Source organism: Mucilaginibacter rivuli, from assembly GCF_019391655.1.
Taxonomy (GTDB): Bacteria; Bacteroidota; Bacteroidia; order Sphingobacteriales; family Sphingobacteriaceae; genus Mucilaginibacter; species Mucilaginibacter rivuli.
In genome coordinates this window covers 197,677-215,330 of the sequence record NZ_JAHXPQ010000008.1, presented here as the reverse complement: position 1 = coordinate 215,330, position 17,654 = coordinate 197,677, and the positions used below count along the sequence as shown (strand labels likewise).

At 42.5% G+C, this 17,654-nt stretch carries 14 protein-coding genes; 9 read left to right on the top strand and 5 right to left on the bottom strand.

Annotated elements, in window-relative coordinates; all coding sequences use genetic code 11:
- Nucleotides 1-2 precede the first annotated feature (2 nt).
- Nucleotides 3-422, bottom strand: a complete 420-nt coding sequence (gene aroQ / locus KXQ82_RS18130) for a type II 3-dehydroquinate dehydratase (RefSeq protein WP_219489941.1) — start codon at nucleotides 420-422, stop codon at nucleotides 3-5.
- Between the two features lie 30 nt (nucleotides 423-452).
- On the opposite strand from aroQ, the gene xerD reads away from it, so the two are divergent.
- Both xerD and KXQ82_RS18120 read left to right on the top strand, forming a co-directional pair.
- The gene (gene xerD, locus KXQ82_RS18125) at nucleotides 453-1,370 is read left to right on the top strand and encodes a site-specific tyrosine recombinase XerD (RefSeq protein ID WP_219489938.1); all 918 of its coding nucleotides are present in this window, start codon (nucleotides 453-455) and stop codon (nucleotides 1,368-1,370) included.
- 19 nt (nucleotides 1,371-1,389) lie between these two features.
- Nucleotides 1,390-1,986, top strand: a complete 597-nt coding sequence (locus tag KXQ82_RS18120) for a hypothetical protein (protein ID WP_219489936.1) — start codon at nucleotides 1,390-1,392, stop codon at nucleotides 1,984-1,986.
- 44 nt (nucleotides 1,987-2,030) lie between these two features.
- Here the strand turns inward: KXQ82_RS18120 and prmC are convergent, their stop codons facing one another.
- Nucleotides 2,031-2,900 (bottom strand): peptide chain release factor N(5)-glutamine methyltransferase, encoded by an 870-nt coding sequence (gene prmC / locus KXQ82_RS18115; RefSeq protein ID WP_219489934.1) that lies wholly within the window; start codon nucleotides 2,898-2,900, stop codon nucleotides 2,031-2,033.
- 34 nt (nucleotides 2,901-2,934) lie between these two features.
- Between prmC and ribD the strand changes: the two genes are divergently transcribed.
- From ribD to bioB, 4 genes are all read left to right on the top strand, one after another.
- Nucleotides 2,935-3,987, top strand: a complete 1,053-nt coding sequence (gene ribD / locus KXQ82_RS18110; protein WP_219489932.1) for a bifunctional diaminohydroxyphosphoribosylaminopyrimidine deaminase/5-amino-6-(5-phosphoribosylamino)uracil reductase RibD — start codon at nucleotides 2,935-2,937, stop codon at nucleotides 3,985-3,987.
- Nucleotides 3,977-4,585 (top strand): IMPACT family protein, encoded by a 609-nt coding sequence (locus tag KXQ82_RS18105; RefSeq protein ID WP_219489930.1) that lies wholly within the window; start codon nucleotides 3,977-3,979, stop codon nucleotides 4,583-4,585. Before ribD ends, KXQ82_RS18105 begins: the two co-directional genes overlap by 11 nt.
- Nucleotides 4,586-4,798: 213 nt before the next feature.
- On the top strand, nucleotides 4,799-6,148 hold the full coding sequence (gene mgtE / locus KXQ82_RS18100; RefSeq protein ID WP_219489928.1) for a magnesium transporter: 1,350 nt from the start codon (nucleotides 4,799-4,801) through the stop codon (nucleotides 6,146-6,148).
- Nucleotides 6,149-6,174: 26 nt separating this feature from the next.
- Nucleotides 6,175-7,179 carry a biotin synthase BioB gene (gene bioB / locus KXQ82_RS18095; RefSeq protein ID WP_219489926.1) on the top strand — a complete coding sequence of 335 codons (1,005 nt, stop codon included), beginning with the start codon at nucleotides 6,175-6,177 and terminating at the stop codon, nucleotides 7,177-7,179.
- Between the two features lie 200 nt (nucleotides 7,180-7,379).
- Here bioB and KXQ82_RS18090 read toward each other — a convergent pair whose 3' ends face one another.
- The gene (locus KXQ82_RS18090) at nucleotides 7,380-8,258 is read right to left on the bottom strand and encodes a diiron oxygenase (RefSeq protein ID WP_219489924.1); all 879 of its coding nucleotides are present in this window, start codon (nucleotides 8,256-8,258) and stop codon (nucleotides 7,380-7,382) included.
- A gap of 130 nt (nucleotides 8,259-8,388) precedes the next feature.
- Between KXQ82_RS18090 and KXQ82_RS18085 the strand changes: the two genes are divergently transcribed.
- Entirely contained in the window at nucleotides 8,389-9,645 is a 1,257-nt protein-coding gene (locus KXQ82_RS18085; RefSeq protein WP_219489922.1) for a putative DNA modification/repair radical SAM protein, read from the top strand.
- A 2-nt stretch (nucleotides 9,646-9,647) separates the two neighbouring features.
- Complete coding sequence (locus KXQ82_RS18080; protein ID WP_219489921.1) at nucleotides 9,648-10,403, top strand: TIGR03915 family putative DNA repair protein; 756 nt, start codon at nucleotides 9,648-9,650, stop codon at nucleotides 10,401-10,403.
- 757 nt (nucleotides 10,404-11,160) lie between these two features.
- Here KXQ82_RS18080 and KXQ82_RS18075 read toward each other — a convergent pair.
- Entirely contained in the window at nucleotides 11,161-13,746 is a 2,586-nt protein-coding gene (locus tag KXQ82_RS18075) for a phosphoenolpyruvate carboxylase (RefSeq protein ID WP_219489920.1), read from the bottom strand.
- 202 nt (nucleotides 13,747-13,948) lie between these two features.
- On the opposite strand from KXQ82_RS18075, the gene KXQ82_RS18070 reads away from it, so the two are divergent.
- Nucleotides 13,949-16,081, top strand: coding sequence for an FUSC family membrane protein (locus tag KXQ82_RS18070; RefSeq protein WP_219489919.1), 2,133 nt, complete (start codon nucleotides 13,949-13,951; stop codon nucleotides 16,079-16,081).
- Nucleotides 16,082-16,088: 7 nt separating this feature from the next.
- Here KXQ82_RS18070 and KXQ82_RS18065 read toward each other — a convergent pair whose 3' ends face one another.
- Nucleotides 16,089-17,426: a PhoH family protein gene (locus tag KXQ82_RS18065; protein ID WP_219489918.1), complete on the bottom strand. Its 1,338-nt coding sequence runs from the start codon at nucleotides 17,424-17,426 to the stop codon at nucleotides 16,089-16,091.
- Nucleotides 17,427-17,654: the final 228 nt, after the last annotated feature.

Genomic DNA, 17,654 nt, shown 5'->3' with positions numbered 1-17,654 from the left:
TTTTATTGTTTTATAATGTGTTCAACACCAAGGCGGTACGAGTCCATACCAAACCCCGCTATAACGCCTTTGCAGTTAGCAGCCAGCATGGAATGGTGGCGGAACTCCTCGCGTTTGTACACGTTAGATATATGCACCTCTATTACAGGAGCTTTAATGCCGGATATGGCATCGGCAATAGCGATAGAGGTATGTGTGTAAGCACCTGCATTCATAATGATGCCGTTGTATGTAAACCCAATTTCGTGCAATTTGTTTATCAGTTCGCCCTCAACGTTACTTTGGTAGTAATCAATTTGAATGTCAGGATATTGTGCGCGCAGTTCTTTTAAATAATCTTCAAAAGTAGCGCTGCCATAAATAGACGGCTCGCGAACGCCGAGTAAGTTTAGGTTTGGTCCGTTGATAATTTGTATCTTCATCAGTTCAAACATAATCATAAATCAGCAAATTTGGATTGGCAGGCGGCAAAAAAGGGTTTTCGTTCGTATTTAAAGCTGGAGCGCTCACTATCCAATAACTCGGTAGAGGCATACCTTGGCGATTTAGATAAACTGATACAATTTGCTGAAAGCAAGGAAACTAAACTCAAACCCGACACGATATCACACCAAAACCTGAGCGAGTTTATTGCCTGGGTAAATGAGTTGGGTATGATATCATCCACACAGGCGCGCATTATATCAGGCATTAAAGGTTTTTACCGATACCTGCTGCTGGATAACCAGATCCAAACCGACCCATCCGAACTGATTGAAGGCCCCAAGCTTACCCGCAAACTACCCGATACATTGAGCCTTGCCGATATTGATAAGCTGATAGCCGCCATCGACCTATCCAAACCCGAAGGTATGCGCAACAAAGCCATACTGGAGGTTTTATACAGTTGCGGCTTACGTGTAACGGAATTAACAACACTGCGTATTTCAAACCTTTATCTGGAAATTAACTTTATTAAGATAGTAGGTAAAGGCAACAAAGAACGGTTGGTCCCCATAGGCGGCGAAGCCATACAGTTTTTAAAGCTGTGGCTGAACGAAGTGCGGGTACACATCCCGATACAAAACGGGGAAGAAGATATCGTTTTCCTGAATCGCCGGGGTAAAGGCTTATCGCGTGTTTATGTATTTACCATGATAAAAGACCTTGCCGAAAAAATAGGTCTGAAGAAAAGTATTAGCCCGCATACGTTTCGCCACTCATTTGCCACTCATTTGATTGAAGGCGGCGCCGACCTGCGCGCCATACAGGAAATGCTGGGGCATGAAAGTATTACTACGACTGAAATTTATACGCATTTGGATAGGGAGTATTTAAAGAGTGTAATTATTAGCCATCATCCGCGGAGTTCGGGGAGGAAAAATCAATAAAAAGCTAAATCGACATATCATGACCAAAAACACTATTAATGCCATTAAATGGTCGATTATTACATTAACGATGTTTAGTTTATTTTTTTGGCTTATTCCGGTAGACATATATGCTGCTGGTCTGTACTTCTTCGTAATTGTGGGTGCAGTCGGTTTAACATATTCGTTTTTCAAAATGATTTCCTTCATATTAAGGGTAATAAACGAAAGAAAAAGCGTTGCTTTTGAGGAAAAAGGAATACGGAATATAGGTGGTATGCTTTTTGTTTCATGCTTAGTTGTGTTTTTTTTATCAGCTATTCTGTTTCTTATTCGCGAAATTCAAATTGAGGATAATGAATTAACCCAGTATGGTGTTGTTACAACAGGTACAATTACAAATGGCAAGATGATGGCAACTCGCAAAATGGATTTAAGTTATATTATAGTAGGTTTTGCTAAAAAAAGCGGAGACTCAGCTTTTGTCACAACATCAATCTCTAAAGGGGAGTTCAACAACTATTATCGTGGGCAAACTGTATTACTAATTTATTCAACAAGATACCCAACTATATTTAAGACATTTTTCAATTTCAAAGAACTTGATGAATACGAGAAAAACAATAATCGAAAATAGTAGTTTATTCACCGCATTGATTAGAAGAATATAGAAATTATTTACTATAAATTCGCTTTTATCATCCTATCTTTCCCCCGCATATCCTGCCGTAACTCAATGTTTTTAAAGCCTTTACCGGCTAACAATTCAATGGTTTCTTTGCCCAGGTTTTCGTTTATCTCAAAAAATAGCAGGCCATTTGGCTCAAGGTGCTGCAGGGCGAAGTCTGCTATAACACGGTAAAATATTAGCGGGTCATTATCAGGAACAAAAAGCGCGTTATGTGGCTCATGGTTCAGCACGTTGGTGTGCATCTCTAATTGCTCATGTTCGGTAACATAGGGTGGGTTGCTAATGATGATAGAGTTGCGGGTTGCGAGTTGTGGGTTATGAGTTGGGTTTAGTATATCTGCCTCAATAAACTGCACCTCAACCTCATTCAATTCAGCGTTTTGTTTCGCGGTTTGTAAAGCTATGGCTGATATATCTACGCTGGTTACCTGGGTTTGAGGCAGGTGCTTTTTTAGTGCGATAGGTATACAACCACTGCCGGTGCCAATGTCTAAAATACTATCAAACTTTTGACTTTTAACTTTTAACTTTTGACTTTCAGATAACACCCATTCCACCAATTCCTCCGTTTCAGGGCGGGGGATAAGTACTGACGGGTTTACTTTAAAGGGCAATCCGTAAAATTCGGTATGGCCTAAAATATATTGTACCGGTTCGCCGGTTTGTAGTTTTTGGATGATCTGCTGAAATTTTTGAACGGTGGCTTCATCCAGCTTCTCATCCGGGAAGGCATGCAGTTTAGCTTTTGATGTTTGCAATATATCGCTCAATACCAGGTATTTTATCGAATCAATCTCGTCCTTATCATAAACGGCGGATAAGCTTTCGGTAAATAGTTGCAAGGCATCGCTGATTATCATCCTGCAAAGAAACATAAATTATACCTTTGCAAAAATGGCGGAACATCATTTATACATGCAGCGTGCGCTGGAACTTGCCCGTTTGGGTGCAGGGTCGGTTAGTCCTAACCCTATGGTGGGCGCTATTATTGTACATAACGGCCGCATTATTGGCGAAGGCTATCATGAGCGTTACGGACAGGCACATGCCGAAGTTAACGCGGTGAACGATGCTTTAGCCAAATACACCAATGCTGAAGAATTGCTGAAACACTCCACCATTTACGTTACGCTGGAACCCTGTGCACATTATGGCAAAACGCCGCCTTGTGCCGATCTCATTATCAAACACGGCATCCCTAATGTAATAGTTGGTTGCCGCGACCCGTTCGATCAAGTAAATGGTAAGGGTATAGAGAAGCTAATTGCAGCAGGAGTGGGGGTGATTTTGGGTGTGATGGAAGAGGAATGTCTCGATCTGAACAAGCGCTTTTTTACCCGCGTTAAAAAACAACGCCCCTATATCATTTTAAAATGGGCCGAAACCGCAGATGGCTTTTTCGCGCCTGATGATGGCAGTCAGTTTTGGATAACCGGTGATCTGGCTAAACGCCTGGTACACCAATGGCGCAGCGAGGAAGATGCCATACTTGTAGGTAAGAATACAGCCCTAATAGACAACCCGCAACTGAATGTGCGGTATGGTTCGGGCAAGTCGCCAAAGCGGGTAGTGATAGACCGTAACCTTGATTTGCCGAAGCATTTGAATGTGTTCGACAAGTCGGTTGAAACGATTGTTTTTAATGCCATAAAAATGGAAGTGGATGATAATATCAAATACATATCCCTGGAAGATTTTGACAATTTTGTACCGCAGTATATTTTGTTCCAGTTGTATCTGCAGGATATCCAATCTATAATTATTGAGGGCGGCGCCAAAACCTTGCAGTCCTTTATTGATGCCGGGTTATGGGATGAAGCCCGTGTTTTTATCGGAAATATTAAATTAAATAATGGTATTAAATCTCCTGTTATACAAGGAGATATAGTGAGTTCAGATAGCTTAGGTGAAGATAGCCTCCGTATAATAACACCCTATGCTGTTTGAGGATACCTATCGCACCATAGCTGAACCTGCAAAAGGCGAGTTTAAAGACAGAGGTAGCAAGTTTATGGCTTTTGCTTACCCGATTGCTTCCGAGGCTGATATTAAACCCATCCTTAATAAACTAAGGGCCGAGCATAGCAAAGCAAACCACCATTGCTGGGCCATGCGGCTCAGTCCCGATCGGTCGATATTCAGGGTAAACGATGATGGAGAGCCTTCAGGTACCGCCAGCAGGCCGATATTGAACACCTTATTATCGCATAATTTAACCAATGTGCTTGTGGTGGTAGTTCGCTATTTTGGCGGGACGCTATTGGGTGTGCCCGGATTAATTAACGCCTATAAGACTGCAGTCGAAGGGGCGATTAAATCTGCCACTGTTATTGAGAAGGTGGTTTGCGATATGTACAGCATTCAATTCGAGTATGCTTTGATGAATGAGGTGATGCGGGTGATAAAGCAGGAGAACTTAGAAGTATTGAAACAGATGATGGAGGATGGCTGTGAGGTACATGTTGGGGTGAGGAAGAGTGCTGTGGAGAGGGTGGTGCCGGTTCTTCAAAATATAAATGGGGTGAAATTATCCTGGGTAGGGTAATGGTTTGCTATTTAACCACAGCGTTAACAGAGGTTGAAGACACAGAGTTTTGCGCCTGACTCTGTGTAACTCCGCGTAATTTCTCTGTGACCTCTGTGGATAAAAAATGGAAATAGATATAACCCCATCATCCTAAACATCTTACCAAAATAACCCACGCTTTTTGCCGTTTTTAATTCGCCGTTGCGGCATATTTGTGTATTTTAGGCGTGTATGCAATCCTTCGAAATCAATAAGGCCGATCTTGAACGTATCCACCAGGCGCTGGCGGGCGATGATGCGGAACTGAAAACGGTTCTGGAGGATTATCATGCTTCGGAAATTGCCATTATTTTTGAGAAGCTAACGCAGGAAGAGCGCGAGCGCATTATCAATGTGCTACCTGTTGACGAAGCTTCGGATGTAATATCCGAGATGGATGAGGAGCATCACCCCGAAGATATTTTATTCAAGCTCGACCCGGAAAAGCGTTCGGATATCATCGAAGAGCTGGATTATGACGACGCGACCGACATCATATCGCAATTAGAGGAGCACGAGCAGCACGAGATATTAAAGGATGTTGATGAGGAGGATGCCACCGAAATACGATCGCTGTTAAACTACGACGAGGATACCGCAGGCGGTTTGATGAACACCGACATCATCAAGGTGAACATCCACATGGATAAAAAACAGGCGTTAGATGAAATTATCCATCAATCCGAAGAGATGGAAGAGTTTTACACCATTTACGTGGTGGATGACCGCGACACGTTAAAAGGTATCCTCTCGATAAAAGACGTGATCAAATCGCGCGTTGACGCCCATGTGGCCGACCTCGTAAAAACAGATCATATTTACGTAAAGGCCGATATGGATCAGGAGGATGTGGCGAAGCTATTCTCGCAATACAACCTGAACAGTATCCCCGTTGTAGATGATTACATGAGGCTTTTGGGCCGCATTACTGTTGATGATATCATCGACGTAATGGAAGAAGAAAATACCGAGGATATCTTAAAGATCAGCGGTGTATCTGAAGATGAAGAATTGAGCGGTAATTGGCAAGACGCGATAAAAAGCCGTTTACCATGGCTGATTATCAACCTCGGTACGGCGTTTATGGCGGCCTCAGTAATACGGGGCTTTGATTCTACATTGGCTAAGTTGAGCATCATTTCAGCATACATGACCATTATTGCCGGTATGGGCGGTAATGCGGCAACACAAGCCTTGGCGGTAACGGTAAGGCGTATATCCCTGAATGACCTGAACGATAAACAGGCACGTGAAACGGTTTTAAAAGAGTTTTTAGTTGGGATGATAAACGGAGCATGTAACGGGGTGATCGTATTTTGCGTAGCATTGTTTTACGATCAGAATCCTATGCTGGGCGTGGTATTGTTTTTAGCAATGACGGGTAATCTCATCATTGCTGGCTTAACAGGTGCTTCAATACCTTTATTGTTGAAACGTGTAGGTATAGACCCTGCCGTAGCATCGTCTATTATCATTACCACATTTACAGATTGTTTTGGTTTCTTTTTGCCGCTGTATTTGGCATCGAAACTTTTATTGTAAATTTGAAGCTTTAAATAGGAACTACTATGACCGAAGTTAGACACAACTGGACGCAAGAAGAAATATCCGAAATATATTATAGCCCTTTATTGGATCTTGTTTACCGCGCGGCAACTATTCACCGCGAGAATAAGGATTACTCCGAAGTGCAGATCAGCTCGCTGATATCAATAAAAACAGGCGGTTGCCCTGAAGATTGCGCTTACTGTCCGCAGGCGGCCCGTTACAATACCGGTGTTGATGTGCATGCCATTATGCCCAAGGATGAAGTAATCGCTGCTGCTGAGAAAGCTAAAGCAGGTGGTGCATCACGTTTATGCATGGGTGCTGCCTGGCGCGAGGTGCGCGATAACCGCGACTTTGATAAGGTGATTGACATGGTGAAGGCTGTTAACAGCCTTGATATGGAGGTTTGCTGTACCCTGGGTATGCTTACCGAAAGCCAGGCGCAACGCTTAGCCGATGCCGGTTTATATGCTTACAACCATAATTTAGATACATCGGAAGATGATTACAAACGTATCATCACCACGCGTACTTATGATGAGCGTTTACAAACATTAGATAACGTGCGCAAAGCTCATATATCGGTTTGTAGTGGTGGAATCATAGGTTTAGGTGAAACCGATGCTGATCGTATATCCATGCTGCGCACATTGTCAAACCTGCCGCAACATCCGGAGTCGGTGCCTATCAACGCGCTTGTCCCTGTAAAAGGAACACCATTGGCCGACCAGCCTCGTGTTTCGGTTTGGGATATGGTGAGGATGATAGCTACCACAAAGATCGTAATGCCTAAATCGGTAGTACGTCTTTCTGCTGGCCGTACCGAAATGAGCACCGTTGAGCAGGCCTTCTGCTTTATGGCAGGTGCCAACTCCATATTTGCCGGTGAGAAATTGCTGACCACTCCAAATCCAAGCTTTAGCGATGATATGGCCATGCTGGAACTTTTGGGATTGAAACCGCGTGAGGCATTCAAGAATGGCAGGCCAGGGAAAAAAGTGGAAGAGGCTGTAGAAGCTAATTAATTTCCACCATATCTTTATGATAAATTAGATTTGACAACTTTTTAAAAGTTGTCAAATCTTAACAAAGCATACACCATCACGTCTTTGCGAGGCACGAAGCAATCTTCGATAGGTATGTCGGCTATATACATTGGCGCCAATGCATAGTTTAGGATAACTTTGTTCCTAACAATGGGCGGCTTTTGAAAAGATTCGGTAATTTATACACTAACACCCATCAAACCCCGCCAGGCCCATTTAGTTAAGCGGTTAAAACCACCCCAACTATCTACAAATTCAATAACGCCAGCTAAGCCAATATCGGTAAACTTGTATTTGTAATTTTTAAAAGCTTGCTTGTAAACCGCGTTAGTATTTTCTAACCCAATACGCTGATAGATCTCGCGCCGAACATATAGCGTTCGTACAAAATAGATATTGAACAGTATAACAAAGCTGTAAACCGTCCGCCGGATGTAACCTGCTTTATCCGTGTACCGTTTCAGCATGTTTTTAGTGAAGTAGATGTGTCGGCCCTCTTCTATACTGTGCAAGTCGAACACTTTTTTGAGTACGAGGTAGGAGTCGGGATGTCTACGGCTTTGGTCGCCATAAGTATCAGTCACCAGTTCAACAGCAAGGCTGCCCATAAACAGAAAATCTACTGGCAGGTATTTGGCGGTAAACAAGCCAATAAATTTATGGATGCGCGTTGGTTTAATAGGTTGTCCATTCAACTTTTGTATAGCCTGCGCAAACATTTCCTGGTGGCGGTACTCTTCTATCAATTCGCGGATCAGGAAGCGGTATTCCACGCTTTCGGGTTGCAGCGTTAAAATGTATTTACTCATAAACAGGCAAAACAAACCTTCGCCCCATGCGTAGGAGTACAGTACCTGTACCATCTCGTGCCGGCCCAGATCCAGTTTTTGTTCAGCGCTAAGCAAATTATATAAGGGCAAGCCGTGTAGCGAGGTTAATTGCGCAGGCAGGTAAACTTCGGCAGGTTTTATATCCTCGTGCCAGGGTACATAAGTTTCGGGCAGCAGCGGCCGCTCTTTGCTTATTTTAATGAGGCGCTCAATTTCCTGGTCGTTCATAACATAATAACGTTCAATTTACCTGTTTGGTTGTACAGTTTCAAACTAATCGGTTGTAGCCATAAAATTGTTAAAAATAAAGTATCTCTTCATCTTTAATTGCTAAAAATATTAGTAAATTTGAATTGATATGAATGAGGAAAGGATAAGGGAAAAACTGTCAATTTTGGCCGACGCGGCTAAATATGATGTGTCATGCGCGTCGAGTGGGAGCAAGCGGAAGAATGATAACGGCGGACTTGGTAATGCCAGCAACGGTATTTGCCATACATACACGCAAGATGGGCGCTGCGTATCACTGTTAAAAATATTGCTCACCAATCATTGTGTTTTCGATTGCGCATATTGCGTGTCGCGTAAAAGCAACGATATCAAAAGGGCAGCATTTACGGTGCAGGAAGTAGTAGAACTGACTATTAATTTTTATCGTCGAAATTATATCGAAGGATTATTTTTGAGTTCGGGCATATTTAAAGATGCTGATTATACCATGGAGCGCCTGGTACGTATCGCAAAAAAGTTAAGAACTGAACACAAGTTTAACGGCTATATTCATCTCAAAACCATCCCTGGCGCCAGTGATGACCTGATGTATGAAGCCGGGCTCTATGCCGACAGGTTAAGCGTTAACCTTGAAATGCCTACAAAAGCAGGGTTAAAGCTTTTAGCTCCGGATAAAAACCGTAACGACATGCTAAAGCCAATGGGCTTTTTAAAGAATGAACTGATACAATTTAAAGAAGAAAAGAAGCTGTTTAAAAGTACACCCATGTTTGCACCGGCAGGGCAAAGCACACAAATGGTAATAGGTGCAACGCCCGAGAACGACCGGCAGGTGCTGGTTACCGCCAATCATTTTTATAAAACTTATAATATGAAGCGGGTGTATTATTCGGGATATGTACCGATAAGCAATGATAAGCGCCTGCCGGGTTTAAATACCGAAGTACCCATGGTGCGCGAGAACAGGCTTTACCAGGCCGATTGGCTGATGCGCTTTTATGGCTTTAAGGTAAACGAGATTGTAAATGATGATGTGCCGCACCTTGATCTGGATATCGATCCCAAGCTGGGTTGGGCAATACGAAATATGGAAACCTTCCCGATAGATATCAACAAAGCCGACCTGCGCCTGATATTGCGTGTGCCGGGAATAGGCCTTACCTCGGCCGCGAAGATTGTGGCGGCCCGTAAGTTTGGAAAACTTAATTGGGAGCATTTAAAACGCATGGGCGTGGCGGTAAACAGGGCAAGGTATTTTGTGATATGCAGCAGCAGCGGGTTTGAGCGGCGCGACCTGACGGGAACCAGGATCAAGCAGTTTATATTGGCCGAATCATCAAGCAAGTATCTTAAAAATAAACCCAACCAGTTAAGCCTGTTTTAGAAATGACCACCCTTTTTTACGATGGCAGCTTTGAGGGGCTGCTTACCGCTGTTTTTGATATTTATACGCACAAACTGGGTTTGGTTAAGCTTAAACTGAACGGTGCCTATGATACCGCTTTGTTTGGCAGCGAAATGACGGTGGTAACGGATGAGGCTAAAGCAAAGCGGGTACTTAAAGGGTTGAGTGATAAATTAACGTCAGGTGGCTTGCAGCGGCTGTATGCTGCATACCTTTCGGAGATAAAGGAAGAAGATAACCCGGTAGTAGGGTACATAAGGTATGTATTCGACAGCGACCGGTCAATAGAAGAGAACTATGGTAATAAGTATGTGAGGCGGGTATCAGAGATAGTACGGATGGTTAGGCGCGAAAAGCATAGGATGGAGGCGTTTATCCGGTTTCAGAAACTAAACGATGGTACATTTTATGCCACGGTGGAGCCGGACTTTAATGTACTGCCACTTATATTACGTCATTTTAAAAATCGTTATGCCGATCAGAAATGGATAATTTATGATACACTTCGGGCTTATGGTTTATATTACGATCAGCACAGGGTAGAGTATGTAACTTTTGATTTTAATACACAAAACAATAATGGTCTTGTATCACAATATGACAGTGATGAAGGTATTTATCAGTTGTTATGGAAAGATTATTTTAAAAGCGTGAACATTGCGGCGCGTAAAAATACCAAACTACATTTAAGGCATGTACCAAAACGATATTGGAAGAATTTAACAGAGAAATTGTAGGTGGGGTAACTCCTGTTTAACATTAACTTTTTATGGATTTTATATAAAATATGAGTTTTTTGAATATGAATTTGGACTTGGATTTTAAAAAGTGTGAGTTATTAAAATGTTGATAACTACGATAAAGGTTAGCGAACGCTCAAACTGACTGATAGTTATGTGCGACACTCAAAGTTGATAACTATACCAAAACGGTTGATAAACGGGTTGATAAATAGCCGCATTTTTTTCTTGTAGAATGCACCCCGGCATACTATCTTAGAATCATCAAGAACGACGTACTTTGACAGCCTGGCAGAAAATCAGAAATTGAATCGGGTAAACCTTCGGGGGAGCTAAAGATCAAGGGATGTTTTCAAATCATATCAGAAACAGCGGTTGCAAAACATGACTGTGGAAATGTGACGCTAATAAAGGCATTACAACTACGTTGCAGAACTCCACGGAGGGAAACAACAAAAAGGAGTAAGAGATCGCAGATCGCAAAGCTTGCAAGGGCTACGAAAGATCGGATCGAGGTTAATTACACAAAACTTGATAACCTATGGGGAGCTACGGCAAACCAAAGGATGAAACGGAAGTCAACTCGAAAGATGCGGCTTCCGTTTTCGTTTTTATAGGGTTTTGTAATTTAATATCTTGTCATTTCGAGCGACAACGAGGGGAATACTTTACGAAATGTTATTGGCGCCAATGCATAGCACTACACTCATTTTGTAAAGATTTCTCACTATCGTTCGAAATGACAGATTTTGTTTTACGCCAAATTTCTGCCTGCATTAACAATACCGTACACAGTCCTAACAACTAATTTGTTATACACTGCGTAAAACTTATCATCAGGTGGGAGTGTGTTAAGCTGTTGTAAGGCAAAGTGTTGTAATATTACCAATGGTAATACCACTTTTTCGCGTATGGCAATTGATTTGCGTTCAACCGGGTATTCCTGCATCAACACATCACTATCCGTTAATGATAATAACAGTTCGCGGGTTAAATCAAATTCAGCTTTAAGTTTTTTCCAGAAATCACCAAATGTAGGGTCGTCAACAAGGTAGGCAGTGATGCGGAAATCTGATTTCGACATCGACATCATACAGTTATCTATCATCGTTTTAAAGAAACCCGATTGCTTGTACAATTCTTTTAAGCCATTCCAGCTACCGGCATCTTTCATTTGCTGCAGTGCGGTACCCACGCCATAAAAGCCCGGTATATTTTGTTTTAACTGGCTCCATGATGTTACAAAGCTGATGGCACGCAAATCTTCCAGTTTTAACTCGCTGCCGGCGTTACGCTTAGTCGGACGACTGCTGATGTTGATGTTGGACAGTAATTTAAGCGGGCTCATTTTTTCCAGGTATTTGAGGAATAATGGGTGCTCGCGCAATTCCATAAACGCAACGTGGCTTATTTCGGCCAATTTAGATATCAATTCTTTGTGCTCGTCGTCTATCAGGTCTTTACTGTCAGGGTTTAGCGCCGATACAATACCCGCGTTAATCAGCTGCTCCATGTTAAAGCGCGCCGTATCGAATGATCCGTATTGTGAACTTACTGTTTGCCCCTGTACCGTCAACTGGATATGATCATTAGCTATCTCTTTACCCATTGACGAGTAAAATTTGTGCGTTTTACCACCACCGCGTGCAGGTGGGCCGCCACGGCCGTCAAAAAATGCCAATTGGATACCGTACTCATTCGCTTTGGCTGTTAATTCAACCTTGGCTTTGTATATAGACCAGTTGGCCATCAGGTAACCGCCATCTTTCGTACTATCCGAGAAACCAAGCATTATGGTTTGCTTATTTCCGCGTCGTTGTAAATGTTCTTTGTAGAAAGGGTGAGTGTACAGGCGTTCCATTACCTGCGCTGCAACGGTCAGGTCGTTTACGGTTTCAAATAATGGCATAAAATCAACGCTCAGGCTCTCTTTTTTCCATCCCGACCATAAAAACAGGTTCATCAACTGCAAAATATCCGATGCCTGCTGGCAATTGCTGATGATAAAACGCTGGCAAGCCTTTTCGCCACTTGCGGTCTGTATCTCTTTCATCAGGCGGATTGTACCTAATGTATCTTTTACCATCGCGTCCGCGTCATCGAGCGGGTTGTAATTTATTTCGGTAAACTGTATAGCTTTTAGCTTATCTTCTTCGCCCAGGTCAAAATAATCGGGTTTAACCAGGTTTTTCAACGAACTGTTTTCTATGCAGTATTTATGTACGCTGCGCAGCACACGGCTATCCTGGCGGATATCTAATGTTGCAAAATGGCAGCCGAAAAGTTTTACTTTACAAACAAGGCTATCTACCAACTCAACAAACAACGAGTAATGGTCGCTTATTAAAACATCTTTTACAATAGCAAGCTGTTTTAATATTTCGGCTTGCAAATTTTGAGGTTTAGGACTGTTAAAAGCGTCTTCATAAAATATTTTTTCGAGCGCTTCCATCGCCTGGTTTACACCGCGGAAGGTAATGCGCTTTTTAAGCGTACGGAACTCGCGGTAATAACACCTGAACAATGCTTTACGCAAATGCGCGGCAACGGCCTCGGTGCTTTGTACGGTTACGTTAGGGTTACCGTCACGATCGCCACCCGGCCAAAAGCCAAGTTCAATGGCGCGGTGGCCGCCATTAGCGTTCAGATCGAACTCATCATCTAAACTTGATTGTATAGCACCTGCGGCGAAATAGAATATGTTTTCCAAAAACCAGGCAAGACTAACAGCCTCATCAACCGGCGTTGGCGATGTTTTATTAAAGAAAGGTGTTTTACCTAATTGCTGTAACAGCAGGTTGATAGAGTTAATATCATCATGCTTTAAAGCTTCGCTCAGATCTGTCATAATACCCAAAACCGGGCCAGGGTAAAATTGGGTAGGGTGGGCGGTAAGTACCAACCTTAACGAAAAATTTTCCAACTTTTCGGCAATGGTTTTGCGCATCTGGTCGCGTGCGGTAGCTTGCTGCACAAGGCCTTTCACCGTGCCCCCCTCTTCGGTATAGCTCAGTTTGTTAAAAGCCGCGTCTTCAATCGAATCAAATAATACTACCTGGCGCTCAATGTATTGTATAAAACGGAAAAGTCGGTTAAGACGCTCTTCGCGGTCGATATCGGGTACATACTTTTCAAAAAAACTCTTGATGATCTCCAGGGGCGATAGCTGCTCGGCCGCTCCCTGCTCACAATGCGAGCTGAAAAATGGCAACAATATCCCGGTATCTTTTACCTGGTAAAAAGGCAAGGTTAAAAACAGACTGTTATATAACTCAAAACGTGTAACAACCTCCTGGTTAAAAGCGGTTTCTTTTTGGCTGAGTTTTGAAACTTGGGTCATGCTGTAGCGATAGTAGTTTGGTTGAAAATTAGTCGGTTTTTTACACTATTTGTAACAAAGGCTGAAAATAGTTAAAAAACTTTAAAATTTATTGAATTGAAGATAATTTCTACCAAAGTAATATACTTTACTGCCCAAAATACAATATTCATATTATTTGCCCGCCTGTTTGCAGTAACCTATATTCGTACGATCGTTCCGCATGAGAAAACAAACCCGAGCAATACAGAACTTTTTATACAGCCAATATTTTTCTGATGGCCTCCGTATATCACTTGGGGTATTACTGCCATCGCTTGTGTTTGTAAAGTTTGATATGCTGGAAACCGGCTTAACGTTATCATTAGGCGCGCTTTGTGCCAGTGGTGCGGATAATCCAGGCCCCGTATTTCATAAACGTAACGGGATGCTTATTTGCAATCTGTTAATGTTTGCCGTTGCCATTATTACCGGTTTTGCACGGATGAATGTATACACGCTTGGTATCGAGATCGTTATGCTGGCTTTCATTTTCTCCATGCTAAATGTTTATGGTAATAGGGCGGCGTCAATAGGCACATCTTGTCTGCTCATTATGGTGCTCATGATGGATAAGGAGCTTGCACCATCAGAGGTATTAGGCTATAGTGCTACTATACTTGCAGGCGGGGCCTGGTATATGGTAATGAGCATTACATTTTTCAGCATCAGGCCGTACCGCGCGGCGCAGCAGGCTCTGGGCGAAAATATCCTTGATGTATCAAAATTTTTGAGGTTAAAGGCTAATTTTTACCTTCCGGGGATAGATATTGAAGATAACTATCATAAGGTAATATTGCAGCAGGTGCATGTAAGCCATAACCAGGATGCCGTTAGGGAGTTGCTTTTTAAAAGCAGGCTTGCCGTAAAAGAATCTACCAATGCCAGCCGCTTGCTCATACTTACCTTTGTTGACGCCGTAGATATGTTTGAAGCCATGATGGCCACGCATTATGATTATGCTGAACTGCACGCGAAATTTGAGCCCACAGGCATATTGGAAGAGATGGGCCGCGCCATTGTACATATTGCCGATGAACTGGATAATATAGGTGCTGCCGTACAATCCAATTCGCGTTACCATCATTTGGTTGACCTTAATCCCGAATTGGAGCGCCTTAAAATAAGGATAGATGCCATTGGGGCAACTCATAAAGAAATAAGCACACTCGCACTTAAAAAAATACTCATCAACCTGCGTAACCTAAACCAGCAGATGATCAATATTCATAAATATAACAATTCCCAATCGGTGGTATTGTTGGAGAATAAGAGCGATGTTGAATACTCTAAATTTGTAAGCCGTCAGGAATACGATCCGCAGATATATCTGGATAACCTGGCCCTTAGCTCATCCATCTTCAGGCATTCTATGCGGGTTGCTTTGGTATGCCTGGCCGGGTTTATAACGGCTAAAACCATTTCGCACGGCCATCACAGTTACTGGATATTGCTAACCATTATCGTGATACTGAAACCGGGTTTCAGTTTAACCAAGCAACGCAACTATCAGCGTTTACTGGGCACCATTGCAGGTGGTTTGCTGGGTGTTTTAATACTCGGTTTTATTCCGGATAATACAGCACTGTTCATCATTCTTACTGTACTGATGGTAGGTGCCTACAGCTTCCAGCGCGTTAACTATATTGTAAGCGTTATCCTGATGACGCCTTATATTCTAATTCTATTTAAGTTTTTAGGGATAGGGAACGTGGTTCAGGAGCGTATTGCCGATACCGCCATTGGCTCGGCACTGGCCTTTGTTTCGAGCTATCTTATTTTACCTACCTGGGAGTTTTACCAGATACGCGAATACCTGGGCGATGTGCTCGATGCTAATATCAACTACCTGTTAAAAGTTGCCGAAACATTATCGGGAAAGCAGGTTAATATTACCGAGTACAAACTGGTGCGCAAGGATATTTACGTAAAATCGGCCAACCTTTCGGCGGCTTTTGAACGGATGACATCCGAACCTAAAAAGCAGCAAAAGCACTTAAAGGATATCCACAAGTTTGTGGTGCTAAACCATATCCTTACCTCATATATTGGTACTATTGCCTCATCATTGTTAAATAAGGGGGTTGATGCCGTACATCCCGAAAACGTGAAACTTACCAAGCGTTCTATCAATATCCTGCACGAAACACTCAAAAAGGTGCAACAAAGGAGTGATGAAGTACCTAAGTTAGGCAACACGCCAACTGTTACCCCCACCGAAACGACAATGGATTCGCACCTGCTGAAAGAGCAACTGGAGTTTATCACTAAAGTAAGTACCGATATCGCCAAGATCACAGATGCGATATTGGAATAATTGCTACCTACAATAACTCCGTAGCTAAATTAGCCAACTCACTGCGCTCTCCTTTCTGTAAAGTAATATGCGCGTACAGCGGATGGCTCTTTGCCTTATCTATCAAATAAGAAAGTCCGTTACTTTCAGCATCCAAATAAGGCGTATCAATCTGGTAAATATCACCTGTAAAAACAAATTTGCTGTGTTCGCCCGCCCGGGATATGATGGTCTTTATCTCGTGAGGGGTAAGATTTTGAGCCTCATCAACAATAAAAAATATCTTGGTAAGCGTGCGTCCACGGATAAATGCCAGCGGCGCTATAGCTATTTTATCGTTGGTTACCAGTTCATCAATTTTGCCCTGCATCTTTTCATCATCGGCAAACTGGTCTTTTATAAACTTCAGGTTATCCCATATAGGGGCCATGTATGGGTCTATTTTCGATTTTACATCGCCGGGTAAAAAGCCAATGTCTTTATTGCTTAAAGGCACTATAGGGCGCGTAACATATATCTGCCTGAAGTTTTTGCGTTGCTCTAAAGCGCTTGCTAATGCCAGCAGCGTTTTACCCGTACCCGCATTACCTTGTATGCTTACCAGTTTAATGTTAGGGTTAAGCAAAGCATGTATGGCGAATGATTGCTCAATGTTTTTAGGGCTGATGTTAAAAACAGGTTGCTCCACAACTTCTTCCAGTTGTTGGGTTTGACCGTTATAAAATGCCGGTACAGATTTGCGCTTGCCATGCAAAATATAAAAATTATTGTTCTGCAATTCGCCTTCAATATCGGCGGCGGGTAAGGTGCCTGTTTTTGTAAAGCCGGTAAGTACTTTATCATCAACTTTATTAATGATGGCTTTACCGGTATAGAGTTGGTCGAGATTTTTAATTTTACCGGTTTCGTAATCTTCGGCATGCAGGTCAAGGGCTTTGGCTTTAAGGCGCAGGCATATATCTTTTGATACCAGTATAACCTTTTTATCCGGGTTATCATATTGAAGGCTCAGTGCCGAGTTCAATATGCGGTTATCCATCTTATCGTTACCAAAAATCTCTTCGGCATCCGCATGGATCTTTTTATCAATGATAACTTTAAAATGTCCCTTGTTTTCACCTTCCAACGGCAGCCAATGACTGATAAGGTTACTTTTAGAAAAATCATCCATCAGGCGGATAAAGCTGCGGGCTTCAAAATTGCGTGTTTCGTTGCCGTTCTTCATGTTATCCAGTTCTTCTAACACCTGGATAGGGATGGCTACATCATGTTCCTGAAAGTTATTAAATGCATCGTGGTCGTATAATATAACTGATGTATCGAGCACAAATATTTTGCGCCTGCCTTTTTTAGCCTCTTTTAACATGAGGATAAAATTATAAAATTAAGTTAAAAGCAATTGGAAATGTGGAGAGAATTAGGATTGTTATAAAATAGAAAACGGAAGCCGCCTCTTTCGATTTGATCTTCCGTTTTCCAACTCCGGGTTTGCCGTAGCTTTCCCAAAGCGCCAAGCCTTTTGTGTTTTTGACCATGATCCGATATTTCGTAGCTCTTGCAAGCTTTGCTATCTGCAATCTCTTACCAAAATCAT